The 16,514-nt window shown below is 53.0% G+C and carries 14 protein-coding genes and 1 riboswitch; all 14 genes read left to right on the top strand.

Annotated features, from left to right (window positions below; genetic code table 11):
* Window positions 1–128 precede the first annotated feature (128 nt).
* Complete coding sequence (locus tag NSS83_RS13495; protein ID WP_036722049.1) at window positions 129–572, top strand: hypothetical protein; 444 nt, start codon at window positions 129–131, stop codon at window positions 570–572.
* Between the two features lie 51 nt (window positions 573–623).
* Window positions 624–1,763, top strand: coding sequence for a transglutaminase domain-containing protein (locus NSS83_RS13490; RefSeq protein WP_341184066.1), 1,140 nt, complete (start codon window positions 624–626; stop codon window positions 1,761–1,763).
* A gap of 143 nt (window positions 1,764–1,906) precedes the next feature.
* On the top strand, window positions 1,907–3,970 hold the full coding sequence (locus NSS83_RS13485) for a penicillin-binding transpeptidase domain-containing protein (protein ID WP_341184067.1): 2,064 nt from the start codon (window positions 1,907–1,909) through the stop codon (window positions 3,968–3,970).
* A 33-nt stretch (window positions 3,971–4,003) separates the two neighbouring features.
* The gene (locus NSS83_RS13480) at window positions 4,004–6,118 is read left to right on the top strand and encodes a penicillin-binding transpeptidase domain-containing protein (RefSeq protein WP_341348411.1); all 2,115 of its coding nucleotides are present in this window, start codon (window positions 4,004–4,006) and stop codon (window positions 6,116–6,118) included.
* A 95-nt stretch (window positions 6,119–6,213) separates the two neighbouring features.
* Window positions 6,214–6,999 (top strand): Cof-type HAD-IIB family hydrolase, encoded by a 786-nt coding sequence (locus NSS83_RS13475; RefSeq protein WP_341348410.1) that lies wholly within the window; start codon window positions 6,214–6,216, stop codon window positions 6,997–6,999.
* Between the two features lie 298 nt (window positions 7,000–7,297).
* Entirely contained in the window at window positions 7,298–7,783 is a 486-nt protein-coding gene (locus tag NSS83_RS13470) for a DUF456 family protein (RefSeq protein ID WP_341150362.1), read from the top strand.
* A 26-nt stretch (window positions 7,784–7,809) separates the two neighbouring features.
* Window positions 7,810–9,438, top strand: coding sequence for a polysaccharide biosynthesis protein (locus NSS83_RS13465; RefSeq protein WP_341184070.1), 1,629 nt, complete (start codon window positions 7,810–7,812; stop codon window positions 9,436–9,438).
* Between the two features lie 114 nt (window positions 9,439–9,552).
* Window positions 9,553–9,897, top strand: coding sequence for a thioredoxin family protein (locus NSS83_RS13460; RefSeq protein ID WP_341184071.1), 345 nt, complete (start codon window positions 9,553–9,555; stop codon window positions 9,895–9,897).
* Window positions 9,898–10,006: 109 nt separating this feature from the next.
* Window positions 10,007–10,942, top strand: coding sequence for a COX15/CtaA family protein (locus tag NSS83_RS13455; protein ID WP_341184072.1), 936 nt, complete (start codon window positions 10,007–10,009; stop codon window positions 10,940–10,942).
* A 61-nt stretch (window positions 10,943–11,003) separates the two neighbouring features.
* The gene (locus tag NSS83_RS13450) at window positions 11,004–12,776 is read left to right on the top strand and encodes a UbiD family decarboxylase (protein WP_341348409.1); all 1,773 of its coding nucleotides are present in this window, start codon (window positions 11,004–11,006) and stop codon (window positions 12,774–12,776) included.
* A gap of 25 nt (window positions 12,777–12,801) precedes the next feature.
* The gene (locus NSS83_RS13445; protein ID WP_341348408.1) at window positions 12,802–13,548 is read left to right on the top strand and encodes a Cthe_2314 family HEPN domain-containing protein; all 747 of its coding nucleotides are present in this window, start codon (window positions 12,802–12,804) and stop codon (window positions 13,546–13,548) included.
* Window positions 13,549–13,640: 92 nt separating this feature from the next.
* A riboswitch (SAM riboswitch) is annotated at window positions 13,641–13,776 on the top strand.
* A 102-nt stretch (window positions 13,777–13,878) separates the two neighbouring features.
* Window positions 13,879–14,895: a methionine ABC transporter ATP-binding protein gene (locus tag NSS83_RS13440; protein ID WP_341184075.1), complete on the top strand. Its 1,017-nt coding sequence runs from the start codon at window positions 13,879–13,881 to the stop codon at window positions 14,893–14,895.
* Entirely contained in the window at window positions 14,895–15,563 is a 669-nt protein-coding gene (locus tag NSS83_RS13435; protein WP_341184076.1) for a methionine ABC transporter permease, read from the top strand. The genes NSS83_RS13440 and NSS83_RS13435 overlap by 1 nt, the downstream gene beginning before the upstream one ends.
* Window positions 15,564–15,621: 58 nt before the next feature.
* Entirely contained in the window at window positions 15,622–16,497 is an 876-nt protein-coding gene (locus NSS83_RS13430) for a MetQ/NlpA family ABC transporter substrate-binding protein (RefSeq protein WP_341184077.1), read from the top strand.
* Window positions 16,498–16,514: the final 17 nt, after the last annotated feature.

The raw sequence follows: 16,514 nt of genomic DNA, 5'->3' as shown, positions 1-16,514 counted from the left end.
TGCAGTTCTGCATTCCGGCAACCATGAATTATAAGGGTCATTCATGTATAATAATTAATATTAATGAAATGTCTGACGGGACAGCGTCCCGGAGTGGCGAAATTTGCGATTGGGGTGTTGTGAAATTGATGAATCCGGAAGTGTGGTCACAGTTTATCAGAGAGAATTGGCTTGTTATCGTTATTGCGCTTGTCCTGCTGTTCGCAGTCGTTAACATCGTTAAGACTATGCTGAAATGGGCTATCGTCGTGGTTATTGTGGTGGGGTTATTCATTTATAGCGGAGTAACTATGGACCAGATCGGTAATGCCGTTAACAAAGTAGCAGACGGTACAGTCAGCACGCTGAAGAATGAGGCGCAGGAGGTCATGCTCAAAGAAGCGCAGGAAGCGGTCTATACCTCCGGCGGTGACGGCACCTTCACCATTACCACTCCTAATCTGGAGGTGAAAGGCTCTGCGGCAGAGGATAAGGTGGAAGTGGTCTTCCGCGGAGTCAGCCTCGGGAAGTGGAGTGTTACGGATACAACCAAGACCTTTATCGATGAAGCCCGGAAGCAGGCGGGCAAGTAACAGTGCAGCTGGCGCAGGGTGGCCTGCTGCAGCAGAAGGAGGAGTGATTCATTGGACAGCTGGATAGAAAGTCTTCGGGAAGCGAATATCATCTCCATTGTTCTGCTGCTGGTGGTCCTCTTCTCTGCGCTGCAGGGCTGGGGCCGGGGCTTCCGCAGAGCAGCCGGAGGGCTGTTCGGCATGCTCGGATCTGGCGTGCTTGCGGCAGCTTCGCTGGTGATGGCGATTCCGGCAGCCGTATACCTCTCGCCTGCTGCCGGAAGCTGGGCTTCCGGCGTTACCCCGCAGGATGACAAGCTAAGCCAATGGCAGCAGCTATATTATACCGGCGCCTCTGTACTGGCGAATTCACCAGTAGTGCGGTTTCTGCTGCTGCTCTTGCTGTGCTATAGCTTGATTCGTCTGCTGCTGGGTCTGCTGTTCCTGCTGCTGCCGTTCCGCCTGCCGCGCCAGTCCGGGAGGGGTTCGGGGCGGATCACAGGCGCCAGCCGCCTCGTCGGGGCAGTGCTTGGCACCGCCGCAGGGCTTACCCGCGCCTTGGTGCTGGTCTTTGTCCTGTTCATTAGCGTCGCCTTGAACCCGGACAGCGGCTTCAGCCGCTATGTGCAATCATCACCGGTCTACAGCCAGAGTGCAGAAGCGGTATTTGAGCCGCTGGCCGGTGAACAGGTGAGGGGAAAGCTCCCGGTGCTGACCAAGGCGGTAGCTGCCGAGATGAGTGATATTCTCCGGCGCAAATATGAGGTGATTGACCACGATATTTCGGCGGATATTGCCGGTGCAGCTGCAGAGATTGCCGGACAAGCCAGCGGGGATGAAGAGAAGGCCAGACTGCTCTATGATTGGGTAGGCTCGCGTATTGCTTACGACTATACCAAGGCGAAGAATTATGAAGAGAAGCGGATCTGGCATGAGCAGACCCCGCAGGATACGATGGATACGCGGCTTGGCGTATGCATTGATTACGCGCGGCTCTACGCCATGATGGCCCGCTCGCAAGGCCTTCAGGTGCGTGTCGTCACCGGCAAAGGCTATGACGGTCAAGGCGGTTATGGCCCGCATGCCTGGAATGAGGTCTATATTAGCAGCAGTGCAGCCTGGATTCCGCTTGATTCCACCTGGGCCAGCAGCGGCGACTGGTTCAATCCGCAGGATTTCGACTCTACGCATATCAAGGAAAACATCCTCTGAGAAGGAGCGGACGCTCTTATATCTATGGTACAATAACAGCGGGCAAGTGGAAACGGCTGTGCCGTCTTTTCAAAGGACGGTACCGTTTCAGCGAGAAATAGAAGGATAAGTTATCGTATGCAACATAAGGAGAGGACTTGCTTGTGAGATGGTTCGGTAAGCCGGGCTCCGGCCCGGGTGATGGAGAGACCCGCAACTACCTGAGCTTACGCATAAATCTGTTTTTCTTCGGCACTTTTTTTATTTTTGTGATCATTATGATCCGGCTTGCGGGACTGCAGTTTGTAGAGAGCCCCGAGCTTAGCGAGGTGGAGGCCAGCCGGGAGACCAAGGATGTTCCGCTTGCGGCGATCCGTGGGACTATTCACGCGGCGGGCGGGGAAGACATTGCCCATTCCACACCGATTCAGTCCTTATTCGTTACGTTAACCCAAGAATACACTGCGAAGGTCAAGAATAAGAAGACCGGCTTATATGAACCTACCGCTGAAGCCAAGGAGAATACGAAGGCGCTGGTGGCGGGACTGTCATCCGTTTTTGAACAGTATGGTGATCCTTCTGCGAAGAAGCTGCTTAAGGAGGATATCCTGCTGCTGCTTGATCTTGAATATAAGAAGTCACTGGGGTATGTCCCGCGTAAGATCAAGACCGGTCTTACGATGAAGGAAGTCGCCCATCTGATGGAGAACAGGCAGCGTTATCCCGGGGTGTCTGTTGTGGAGGAGAGTATCCGCCATTATGACAAGGACACGGTGGCCGTCCAAACGGTTGGTTATATGAAGCAGTTCCGGTCTACAGAGGATTATGATTTGTACAAAAATATCCGCAGCGCCATGAAACAGACGGGTGCGGACCCGGGACTTAGCTACAGGGAAGATGAGTTCGTCGGTATCTATGGTCTTGAACAGCAATACCAGCGCGAGCTTAGAGGGAAGAACGGGTATCAGACGATCTCAGTCAACGCCCAGAATATGGCCGAGAAGGTTATTGCTTTGGTCCCGCCCGTCAAGGGCAACGATATCTGGATGACGATTAACAAAAAGGTGCAGATGAGCACAGAGCAGGCGATCATGGATCAGCTTAACTGGCTGCACCGGAATCCTGTACAAGGGAAGCTTCATAAGGATGCGCTCACCGGCTATGCCGTTGCCATGGAAGTAGATACAGGGAATGTGGTGGCAATGGCGAGTATGCCGGATTACGATACGAATGTCTGGAATGCCGAGAGGCTGCCGCCAGAAGTGTATGAGAAAATACAAAACAACAATCAGAACGGGACAATTAACGATATTACCTCCGGTGTCTCCGGCAACGGGCTGAAGTCATTGATCTTCCTGGGTTCCACGATTAAGCCGTTAAGTGTCCTGATCGGTCTGGAAGAGGGCTTATTCACTACCGGTGATACTTACATGGATAAAGGGATTGCTTATTTTGGTAAGGATAACAGCTCCTCGGTCAGGAATTCCTCCGGCCATGTCCTGGGCCCGCTTAGTCCGGCGAAGGCTATTCAGGAGTCCTCCAATGCTTTTATGGTAGAGTGGGTCGGTAATGCACTGTACAAGAAGTATGCGGGAGAAGGGATTGCCGTATGGGACAAATATATGAAGGCATTCGGGCTTGGGGTGTCTACGCAAAGCGGGCTTCCCGGTGAAAGTGCCGGAGTTGCCGATTATCTTGATCCGAAGAAGGCTGGCTCTGCCCAAGCGGCGCTGGTACTTGCCTCCTTCGGCCAGAAGGGGAAATACACCGCATTGCAGCTTGCCCAGTATACGGCAACACTTGCGAATGAAGGCGTGCGGATTAAGCCCCAGCTCGTCAGTAAGATTACAGATCCCGAAGGGAAGACGGTTAAGCAATTTGGACGGGAAGTCCTGGACAGCATCTCGTTTCACCCTTCTTACTGGAAAGAGATCAAGCGCGGGATGAATACTAAGGTTAAGGCGTTTGACGGATTCCCATATGACTTCGCCCGCAAGACAGGAACCTCTGAGATGGAAGCGTTCGGGGCCACCCGTGACAACGGGGTATTCATTGCTTATGCTCCGCGTGAGCATCCTAAGCTTGCAGTGGCCGTGATCATTCCAGAAGGCGGCTTTGGAGCGAACAGTGCAGCACCGGTAGCCCGCCGGATCTTTGAAGCCTATGACCAGGAATACGGATTGGATGGAGTCCCTAAGAAAAATGTGCCCGAGTCAAGGGTGAACTAAACGGTTTATTTTGATGTAGAGGAGTGAAAAACTGTGGGTGTTTTCCGAAAGCAGGCCTCCCCCCCGGAAGAGAAGGACAGCAAGAGCTCGCTTGGCCTGCGGCTTAACGTGTTTTTCTTCAGCACGTTTGTTATTTTTTGTGTGATTATTATCCGTCTCGCAGTTATTCAATTTGTGGAAGGACCGACACTGACGGAGGTGGAGGCCAGCCGGGATACCAAAAGTGTACCACTCGCCTCGATCCGTGGAGGTATCCGCGCAGCCGCAGGCGAGCAAATTGCTTACTCCACCTCTGTTCAAACGCTGTATGTTACGCTAACGAAGGAATATACAGCTAAAGTGGTGGATAAGGAAACGGGAATCAGCTCGCTTAAGCCGGAGGCAAGAGCCAATGCGTATGCGCTGGCAAATAATCTGGTTGCGAAATTTGATGAATATGGCGACCCGAACGGCGAGAAGCTGACTGTTAATGAAGTAATTAATTCTCTGGATTTATATTTCAAGAAATATTCGGGCTATATGGCCCGCAAGATCAAATCCGGTCTGACCACCAAGGAAATCGCTTATTTCATGGAGCACAAAAGCGAATTCCCGGGCCTTGAGATCGTGGAAGAAGGCGTACGTCATTACGACAAGGATACCGTAGCCGTGCAGACGGTCGGGTATATCAAGCCCTTCAAATCCTCCAATACGCTCAACATCTACAAGAATATTCAGAGCGCCATGAAGAAGATCGGCGCAGATCCCGGCCTGAATTATAAAGACGATGAATTCGTCGGCTTCGACGGCCTGGAGCTGCAATATCAGCGGGAGCTGCGCGGCAAGAACGGCTATCAGGTCATCTCGGTGAATCCGCAGAATATGGCCGAGAAGGTGGAAGAGGTAGTGCCGCCTGTCAAGGGTAATGATATCTGGATGACGATTGACAAGAATGTTCAGCTTAAGACGGAGCAGGCTATCACCGAACAGATCAATTGGCTGCACCGCAACGCTGTACAAGGCAAGACTCATCCTGACGCCAAGACAGGCTATGCGGTGGCGATGGAAGTCGATACCGGCAATATCGTAGCCATGGCCAGCATGCCGGATTACGATACCAATGTCTGGACAGCGGAGAAGCTGGATTCGGATACCTGGAATAAGATCATGGGCAACTACCAGAACGGGACGATCACTCCTTATTCTTCCGGCCTGTCCGGCCATGGATTTGGTTCCACCGTACTGCTCGGTTCCACCATTAAGCCGCTGACGGTGTTGATCGGTCTGAATGAAGGCTTTTTCAGCACTTCCTATACGTACACAGACAAAGGGATTGCTTATTTCGGTAAGGATGATAAATCCTCCGTCCGCAATTCCTCGGGGCACGTATACGGCCGGATGGGTCCGGCTAAGGCGATTGAGGATTCCTCCAATGTGTTCATGGTAGATATGATCGGCAAGAAGCTCTATGAGCAATATAAAGGCGAGGGAATTGGAGTCTGGGATAAATATATGAAGGAATTCGGCCTTGGCGTATCCACGCAGAGCGGTCTCCCTAATGAATACCTGGGACAGATCAACTACACGGATACTAAGGCAGCGGGCAGTGCGCAAGCCGCATTGGTCTATGCCTCCTTCGGACAGCAGGGCCGCTATACGGTGCTGCAGTTAGCTCAGTATGCTTCTACGCTTGCCAATGAAGGGGTGCGGATCAAGCCGCAGCTTGTCAGCAAGATTACGGATTCATCGGGCAAGGTGGTCAAGAAATTTGAGCGCGAGGTGCTGGATGAAGTGACGACCTTTGACAAGTCCTTTTGGAGAGAAATTAAAAAGGGTATGAACAGTAAGGTCTCAGCATTCGCAGATTTCCCTTATGATTTTGCCCGTAAGACAGGGACCTCACAGCAGCTTGGTAAAGGGCAATTGCGCGATAACGGGGTATTTATTGCCTTCGCCCCGCGTAATAATCCTAAGTTGGCTGTTGCTGTAGTCATCCCCGAAGGGGGATTCGGCTCCAACAGTGCGGCTCCGGTTGCACGTAAAATTTTCGACGCTTACGACTGGGAATACGGGCTGGATGGCGTGCCTAAGAAAAGCCTGAAAACAGCGAACCCGAATGACGGAGCTGCTTCCGGTGAAAGTTCCGATAATACTGCCGCAACAAACTGATGATATTATAGCCATGATGGAGATGGATCTGCGAGAAATACCAAATATACGGTTGCCTTCAAACGAAAGAGCGACCAAGAATGGAGGGGTGGCAAATGACTGCCAAATACCGCCTGCTTGCATTGGATATGGATGGAACCCTACTGAACGACGAACAGAAGATTACCCCGCTTACGGTGGAATGGATCAAAAAAGCGATGGAGGCCGGCGTACATGTCTGCCTGTCTACCGGGCGCTCTTCGCGCAGTGCAATGCCTTATGCTGAACAGCTTGGCCTGAACACTCCAATGATTATGGTGAACGGAAGTGAAGTCTGGCGTGCGCCTAATGAGCTGTACCGCCGCTCCTTGATGGATGTGGAGCTGGTCAAAGAGATGCACAAAATTGCTGAGGAATTCGATATCTGGTTCTGGGCTTACTCCGTAGATGAAGTGTACAACCGGGATAGCTGGGACGGTGAGATTGACAGCAGAGAATGGCTGAAATTCGGCTATTCCACCGAGGATAACGATATCCGCCACAAGCTGCTGATGCGGCTGCAGGAGCTGGGCGGGCTGGAGATCACCAACTCCTCGCCATTCAACCTGGAGATTAATCCGCTGGGCGTCAATAAGGCTTCAGGCATTCTTGAAGTCTGCAAGCTGCTGGGCATTAACATGTCCCAGGTTGTTGCCGTAGGCGACAGCCTCAACGATCTGGCAGCTATCCAGCAGTCCGGCTTCGGAGTGGCTATGGGCAACGCCCAGGAAGCTGTTAAGCAGGAAGCGGATGCAGTAGTAGCTACGAACAACGAAGACGGAATCGCGGAAGTGATTCAGAAGTACATCCTGACAGAGGCCGAAACCGGAATCTCGGCTGCACGCATATCCAAGCAGGCTTAGTAGATGTTGCGATGAGTTTCGGATTGTTGAATTTTATATAGCTTGATCTGAAAGACAACAATTGGTGGGAGTAACGGAGGGGAAGTTTGAGCTGGAGGAGCGGTAGCGACCGCCTGAAAGCTTTCCGTAGGAAAGCTAGCTTCGGAAGCATTAGCAGTCACCGGATTTTCACCGCTAATAGCGGTTTGAATCAAGAAATCTGGTGACAACAGCGGCTGGAAGCCAAAATTCACCGCAGTTACGACCCGCACCTTTTGGACTTCATTTCTAGCTATCTAAACATAAGGAGTTGAGGGAATTGACAATTCTGGGCTGGATTCTGATCATTGCTTTGTTCGCAATCGGGATGGCAGGGGCGGTATATCCGATCCTGCCGGGGGCGCTTGCGATTTACCTGGCATTCTTTGTATATGGCTGGTTCTTTTCCTTCGGCTCCTTCGGTCCCTGGTTCTGGATTGCCCAGACGCTGATCGTCGTGGTGCTGTTCATTGCCGACTATGTGGTCGGGGCCTGGGGCGTCAAGAAGTTCGGCGGCTCCCGCGCCTCCGTGATCGGCAGCACCATCGGTCTGATTATCGGCCCGTTTCTGATTCCGGCGTTCGGCCTGCTGATCGGCCCGTTCCTGGGTGCCTTCATCGGCGAGCTGATTGCCGGCGAGAAGGCCGGTAAAGCGGTGAAGGTCAGCTTCGGCGCTCTGCTCGGGCTGTTCAGCAGCACAGTCGTCAAGATTATTCTGCAGATTGTTATGATCGTCCTCTTCTTTATCTGGATCGGACGCTATTAAATTTATTGTGAAGAAGGCGAAACAGCTTGTCCACCAAGAAAGAATCCTTTGTCAAAGGCACGCTAATTCTGGCGGCAGCCGCACTGGTAGCCCGTGTCCTCGGGCTTGCCCAGCGGGTGCCGCTGGAGCATTTATTCAATGAAGTCGGTAACGCTGCGTTTACACAAGCCAACAATGTGTATCTGCTGCTGCTGCCTCTGGCGACAGCCGGTATTCCCAGCACGCTTAGTAAAATGGTGTCCGAGCGCTATGCGCTGAACCGTCCGCAGGAAGCACAGCAGGTGTATCGTGCGGCGCTGATTTTTGCGGCTGTGGTTGGTGTGATTATGAGCGTAGCGCTCTACATAGCTGCTCCTTATTACGCGGAATCCAGTAAGGTTCCCGAGAGCACACTGGCCATCCGGGCGATTGCCCCGGCGCTGCTGCTGTTCCCCGCAATCGCGATGATGCGCGGGTATTTCCAGGGCCGTAACAATATGATGGCCGGGGGCATCTCACAGATTGTCGAGCAGATTGCCCGGGTATCCACAGCTATTCTGCTTGCCTTTATTCTGCTGCGCCAGGGCTACAGCAACACCTGGATGGCCGCAGGCGCATCCTTCGGCAGTGTACTCGGCAGTATCGGCGCCTTCGGCGTGATGCTGTATTATGCGATGAAGCTGCGCCGCAGCGAGGAGAAGGTCGCTTTGTATGACTCGAATGAAGCCCGTATCCCGCTGCTTAAGATTTACAAGGATATTTTCAAGCTGTCCATACCGATTGTATTGTCTTCCGTTACGGTGCCTGTAGTGAACTTCATTGATACTACCTTTATTGTGCCGTTGCTTAGCGGGCAAATCGGCTTGAAGGAAGCTACGTGGACGCTGGGGATCTTCGGCAGCCGGGCACAGAGTGTGGCCGGAATTCCTCCGGTATTGTCGATCGCCCTAAGTGCATCGCTGATTCCGATTATATCTGCCGCCTTCGCCCGCAAAGATGAACAGCACCTGCAACGTCAGGTCACACTCGCCATGCGGGTCTCCATTCTTACAGGCACACCGGTTGTAGTCTCACTTGTTGTGGCTGCCTACTCGGTTAACGGCCTGCTGTTCAAATCGCTTGACGGCAGCGGTATTGTGGCGATGCTGACACTCGGTACTATTTTCCAGATAACGATGATGACTACGAACTCGATCCTGCTCGGAATGGGCAAATCCCGGATATCCATGTATTACGTGCTTGTGGGTATCCTCGTGAAGTTCGGCTCCAATTTCCTGTTCAGCCAGTGGTTTGGCATTTATGGCATTATCGGTTCTACGGCACTGTGCTTCATAGTGATTACAATGCTTAATCTGCGGATGCTCAAAAAAATCGTCCCCTTCACCATTCTCGGCAAACGCTGGGGAGGCTTCTCTATTGCGGTCCTGGCCTCGGCAGGTATCGGCTATGGCTTGAATGAAGCAGGTATATTGATGACGCAGCTTATGCCGGCCCGTCTGGCCTTCCTGATTACCTGTCTGGTGGTTGGAGCGGCAGTCGTAATTGTCTATTTGGTTCTCCTGATCATTCTGGGCGTACTCAGCAGCCAGGAGATTGCCGGTTATCCCCGTCCGCTGCGTAAGGTGCTGGGTCCTTTGATGAAACTGCAGCCTGCCCGTGTGCGTGCTGGTGAATAATGATATGACTATTGTCTTGATTTGTCATTATTGTTTGACTTATTCCGTACATTTTGATTCACTTAAAGAGCAAGCTTCGTGTGGAACTTTCTGATAGAAGGGAATGGTCAATTGATGGACAAAATCAGCTCCCCTGCCCAGTTCCAGGTGGCAATTCAGTCTTCGCGCCTGACGGTGGCAGTCTTCAAGGCAGATTGGTGTGTGGATTGCAAATTCATTGATCCGTTCATGCCGGATGTGGAACAAAAATATGCAGAGCGCCTTACCCTGGTCGAAGTGGATGTCGATGCCGTAGGCGATGTCAGCCAGGAACAGAATATACTGGGCATTCCAAGCTTTGTCGCGTATACCGATGGACGGGAACTGGTCCGGTTCGTGAACAAGCTCCGCAAGTCCCGGGAGGAAATCGAGAAGTTTCTTGATACGGCGCTGGACGTTTATCTCAGCATTCACAAGTAATTACGCAGCACCGCTTTCGCCCTATTTTGAGCAGAAGCGGTGCTTTTTTCTAATAAATATAAGAATTTATATGCTTCATACTCATTCCTATACAATACGGGTGATACTATTGACGACACTTCAATTAAAATGGCTCAGCTATCTGACCTGTCTCATTATGTTCATGGCACTGTTCGGCGGGGTTGTGGTGACGAAAACCGGCTCGGGACTGGAATGCGGGAATGAGTGGCCACTGTGCCACGGGAAGCTGATTCCGGCCTACACCATCGGCTCTCTGATTGAATATACCCACCGCTTGTTCAGCGGCCTGGCAGGCCTGTTATCACTGGCTTCCATGGTTGCCTTCTGGCGTTATGCCAGGCACCGCAAGGATCTGCTGGCCTGTGCCCTCCTGACCCTGATCTTCGTCATCGTTCAAGGCGGGATGGGAGCGCTTGCAGTAGTGAAGTCGCAGTCAGCTGCGGTCATGGCCCTGCATATGGGGTTCTCGCTGATCGCCTTCGCAGGTTCCCTGATGCTGGCGCTTGGGACCAGACGGACCTTCGCTCCAGGAGCGGAATTCAGCACAGGAAGTCCCAAAGTCCGCCCGGCCTTCCGCAACTTAACCTGGGTTACTGCAGTATATTCATATATCGTTGTCTACATTGGGGCCTACGTAAGCCACACCAGTTCCCAGGGCGGGTGCTCCGGCTGGCCGCTGTGTAACGGACAATGGATTCCGGAGATGAGCGGCGGAGTAGGGATCGTATTCGTCCACCGGATTGCGGCGGCGATTCTGTTCCTGCTTACGGCTATACTTGGGCATCTGGCCTTCTGGAAGTATAAGGAGCTGCCGGAGCTGAGGGCTCTGGGAGTAGCAGCAGTCCTGTTATGCCTGATGCAGGTATTCAGCGGAGCGGCTGTAGTATACACACTGAATAATGAAAGATTGTACATATTTGCTGCAATGTCTCATATTGTGCTGATCTCCGGACTCTTCGGGGTTCTGTGTTACATGAGTGTAAGAGTCTGGCAGTTAAGCGGAGCTGGCAGGGGCAGCAAGTAATAAGCATACGGCAACGGTGGACGGGATAAGCATAAGGTCCTGTTTGAGGAGGAACGCTATAGTGCGATACAGTAATTTACGACAATGGATCGAGCAGCTCCGCAGGGATAAGGATCTGGCAGTGATAGATACACCTGTTGATCCTTATCTGGAGCTTGCCGAAATTCACCGCCGGGTGGTGGAGGAGGAAGGCCCGGCACTGCTGTTCACGAACGTGCAAGGAACACCGTTCCCGGTCGCTACGAATCTGTTCGGGACAGTCCGGCGCGTCAACAAGGCCTTTGGGACAAGACCGGAGCAGCTGCTTAAGTCGCTGACAACGGCGATGGAGCAGCTGATTCCGCCTTCAGCCGCCGGCTTATGGCGGGAGAGGACGGTGCTGCTTGAGCTGCTGAGGGCAGGAACCAAGAACATACCGCAAGGAGAGGCTCCGGTGCTCGGTGTCTGCAGCAGCAGTGATCCGCTGAAGGAGCTGCCCCGGATCACAGCCTGGCCTAAGGATGGCGGGGCATTCCTCACGCTCCCTCTGGTCTATACGGAGAATATCACCAACCCCAAGGATCATAACCTCGGAATGTACCGGATTCAGATGTATGATGATAGCACCACAGGCATTCACTGGCAGATTCACAAGGGTGGCGGCTTCCATCATTCGCAGGCAGAGCATCTCGGCGAGACCCTGCCGGTGTCTGTCTTCATCGGCGGGCCTCCGGCCCTGATTGCTGCGGCAGTGGCTCCAGTCCCGGAATGGATTCCGGAGCTGCTGCTTGCGTCGCTGATGCTGGGCGGCAAGCTTCCTATGGTGCAGGACCCCTTGGGCGGTCACCGGATTCCGGCAGAGGCCGAATTCTCCATCCGGGGACGCGTGTCTCCGCTGGAGCGGAGAGCAGAAGGACCGTATGGCAGCCAGTCCGGCTACTATTCCATGCAGCATGATTTCCCGGTTATGCATGTTCAGCGGATGTGGCACCGCAAGGATGCTATCTACCCGGCGACCATCACCGGCAAGCCGCGCCAGGAGGATTATTATCTGAAGGATTATTTGCAGCGGCTGCTCGCTCCAGCCTATCCTCTGCTGATCCCTTCGGTCAAAGCGCTATGGTCCTATTCCGAATCCGGTTCGCATTCATTGACCTCAGCGGTCGTGAGGGAGAGTTATCCGCGTGAGTATATGGTGTCAGCGTTTCGTATCTTAGGGGAGGGCCAGCTCTCCTTAACCAAATTCCTGCTGCTGACTAATGTTCAGGTGGAGCTTACCGATTTCCCCAAGCTGCTGGAAACGGTACTTGAGCGCTTCAACCCGCACACGGATCTGACGATCTTTGCCAATACCTCCATGGATACGCTGGATTATACCGGACGCAAGCTGAACCATGGCAGTAAGGCGGTGATGGCGGGCATCGGAAGCCCGGTCCGTCAGCTGCCAAGGACTTATACAGAGGGCCAGCTTCCATCAATCACCGCCGCTGTGCCTTATTGCGGAGGATGTTTAGCCGTTTCCGGTGCATCCTATGAAGAGGACCCGGAGTTGCCGGAGCGGCTGGTGGCTGCCTTCAAGGAGAGGGAGACCGCCTGGCCGCTGATTGTGCTGGTCGATCAGGCGGAAGAGGCGGTAAGCACGCAGACCTCATTCCTGTGGTCTGTATTCACCCGCTTCAATCCGGCGGATGATATTTATTCGGCGGCCGGGGTACACCGGGGCAGTGTCAGCTATACGCTGCCGATCATTGTAGATGCCCGGATGAAGCCGGGATACCCGGAGGAGCTGGCTCCGAGCGAGGATATTGCGAAGCGGGTAGCGCGCAACTGGAACCATTATTTTCCTTTAGCGTAGAAGTGAACTTTAAGGAGGGTCAAAGATGCTGCGGACATTACTGGGAGAGCCGCCCCGCGTGAACAGCGGTGTGCTGGCTGAAGCTATGGAGTCCATGGCGAAGGCTGCCTCCATGCTGCGCAAGGAGATGGCGGCACATGAAGACCATGACCATGAATACCGCAAGCTGGAAATCTGGACACGGGGCCTGATCTCCTCTCTGGATGAGCTGGAGCAGAGCTGGTTCGCAGCCGCCTTTTTCCGGAAGTCAGTGATTGCCGGTTATATGGATGATATGTCGTCCACCGAGCAGGGGGAGTACGCCAGATATGTGTATTTCTACAAGGATGGCTTCATCCGTGTCTTCTCACTGCTGGACAAGCTGGGTACGGTGCTGAATAATCTGTACAATCTCAATACAGGCAAGGTGAAGACGCATTTCTCCTATTTTACGGTGCTGAGGCAATTTCAGCTGCTGCACCCGCATCATCCGCTTGCGGACGAACTGGAGCGGATCAGGAATTCCTACCGGGAGCCGGTGGAGAATCTGCGCAAGCGGCGTAATGCCGAGATCCATTACATGAACGCGGAGATGACCGATGATCTCTGGCAGCGCCACCAGGGGCTGCATGACAAAATCCGTCTGGAGGATCTGGACAGCCATCTGGAGGATTTGAAGCAGAGTCTGGAAATGGTATGCCAAGCCCTGGCCGCAGCATACAGGTACGGGAATGAACAATGGCACAAGAATAAAGCGGCCCCCGGCCTGAAATCCGGACATGAACGTACGTAAAAACTTACCTTTGACAAAAAACTCGAAACTGAACTATACTTAAGCATACATTAGCTTCTGACAGGATACGGAATATATAACCTCATACTATTATCTTATCGAGAGCGGCGGAGGGATAGGCCCGATGAAGCCCGGCAACCGGTTTGAATACAGCGAAGCGCTGCATCCAAATGTCATGGTGCTAATTCCTACAATGCCGCCGGTTTCGGGGTATTTGGCAGATGAGAAGGCATTGTCATTATACACACAGGGCCTCTTGCGATCTGCATGGATCGTAAGGGGTCTTTTTATTGCAATGATGGAAGCTAGAACAGAAGGGGGACGCAGCGGTTGATAGAATTGAAGGATATAACCAAGGTGTATGGCAAAGGCAGTAAGCAGGCAACTGCACTCTCTGCGCTGAGCCTGTCGATTAAGAAGGGGGAAATCTTCGGGGTGATCGGTCACTCCGGGGCCGGTAAAAGCACGCTGATCCGCTGCATTAATCTGCTGGAGCGCCCGACTGCGGGCGAGGTGTGGGTGGACGGTGTCGAACTGACAGCGCTCAGCCAGGGACAGCTGCAGGAGCAGCGGCGCAAGATCGGGATGATTTTTCAGCATTTCAATCTGCTCTCATCGGCAACAGTCTATGATAATATCGCCTTTCCGCTGCGGCTGATCGGAGCCGGAAGGAACGAGATTGAACAAAAGGTTAAAGATCTGCTCGCTCTGGTCGGGCTGGAGGAGCACTGGAATAAGTACCCGGCTCAGCTGTCCGGCGGACAGAAGCAGCGTGTCGGAATCGCCCGGGCGCTGGCGAGTGATCCGGACGTTCTGTTATGCGATGAGGCGACCTCGGCGCTTGATCCGCAGACGACTGACTCCATTCTGCGCCTGCTGATGGATATCAACAGCAAATTCCATCTGACCATCGTGCTGATTACCCATGAGATGCATGTGATTCAGAGCATCTGCGACCGCGTTGCCGTGATCCATGGCGGCGGTATTGTGGAGCAGGGGGAAGTGGCCGAGGTCTTTCTGAAGCCGAAGCATGAGGTCACCAAGGAATTCATCCGCAGTGAGACCCAGTCGGACGGACCGCTCCGGCAAGCGATTGATGCTGTGCACTCAGGCTTCACGAAGTCGGTCAAAATCACTTTTCTCGGGCAAAAGACTTACGGGTCCACGCTCTCCCAGGTGGTTCAAGGAACCGGGGTCCACTTCGCCATTCTCCATGGCACCATCTCTACGATTAAGGATGTTCCTTACGGGCAGCTGATTGTACGGTTCGAAGGACTTGCTGATGCGGTTGAAGCCACGCTCACGGAGTTAGTAGCGCAGGGTCTTGATGTGGAGGTGATTTCGTAATGGGCGGATTGGATTTTAGCACAATCAATTGGGAAGAGATGCTGGAAGCTACGATTGCTACACTCAAAATGATCGCAATTTCAGGAATATTCACAATAATCCTTGGTTTACCGCTCGGAATTGTGTTATATTTATGGGGCAAGTCAAATAACGTTATTATCAGGGTTGTTTACTCGGTATTATCCTTTATTGTGAATATCCTAAGGTCGGTCCCTTTTATCATCCTGATGGTTGCCCTGATTCCATTAAGCAAGACGATTATGGGAACCTCGATAGGTGTGCTTGGAACGATCCCGGCACTGGTGATCGGCGCGGCGCCCTTCTTTGCCAGACTAGTGGAGACGGCACTGCGGGAGGTTGACCGGGGAATCATTGAAGCGGCGCAGGGCATGGGAGCGTCCACCGGGCAGATCGTTATGCGCGTGCTGCTTCCGGAGGCTCGTCCGGGTCTGCTGGCCGGAGTAACAATTACTGTAGTGACCCTTGTCTCGTATACCGCGATGTCCGGCATGATCGGCGGCGGTGGTCTGGGTGACCTGGCCATCCGCTACGGATATTACCGTTATGAGAAGGAAGTTATGATTATCTCGGTAGCACTGATGGTCATTCTGGTGCAGCTGCTGCAAATGGCTGGCGACCGGCTGGTAAGACATTTTACACGGAAATAAGGTACGTCCACATATAGCCTTATTCAATAAAACATATGGATTAGAGGGGGATTTACAGATGAAAAAAGTACTGCTTACATTATTCAGCCTGACCTTGGTATTGGTACTTGCCGCTTGCGGAAACAACAAGGCGAATAACGCCGCGAATTCTGCTGCGACAACGGCACCTACGGAAGCCGCTGGTGCAGAAGCGACTACAGAGCCTGCGGCAGAACCGGTAACTCTAGTGATTGGTGCCTCTGCTGTACCGCATGCGGAAATCCTCAAAGCGATTGCCCCGCAGCTTGAAGCCCAAGGCATTAAGCTGGAGATCAAAGAATTCTCGGATTATATCCTGCCGAATACACAGCTTGCCGAGAAGCAGCTCGATGCGAACTTCTTCCAGCACAAGCCTTACCTGGATGATCAGAACACCAAGAACGGCACAGATCTCGTAGCTGTAACCGCTGTTCATGTAGAGCCATTTGGCGCCTATTCCAAGAAAATCAAATCGATAGACGAATTGGCAGAGGGTGCAAAGGTTGCGATTCCGAATGATGCAACGAACGGAGGCCGCGCCTTGATTCTGCTGGCGAAGAACGGTCTGATCAAGCTGAAGGATGACACCAATATTGCCTCTACCAAAGCGGATATCACTGAGAACACCAAGAAGCTGGATATCATTGAGCTGGATGCAGCCATGCTGCCCCGTCAGCTGGATGAAGTAGACCTGGCGCTGATCAACACTAACTTTGCCCTGGATGCCAAGCTGTCTCCTACGAAGGATGCGTTGTTCATTGAAGGCGGAGATTCCCCGTATGCCAACCTGCTGGTAGCCCGTCCTGACAACAAGGATTCGGATGCCATTCAGAAGCTGGCGGCAGCGCTGACTTCCCCGGAAGCGAAGGCATTCATCGAAAAGCAATACGACGGAGCGATTATTCCAGCATTCTAAGCTTAAGCTTAGGTAAG

This window comes from Paenibacillus sp. FSL H3-0469, assembly GCF_038051945.1.
Taxonomy (GTDB): domain Bacteria; phylum Bacillota; class Bacilli; order Paenibacillales; family Paenibacillaceae; genus Paenibacillus_AQ.
This window is presented reverse-complemented; position numbering and strand designations above follow the sequence as displayed.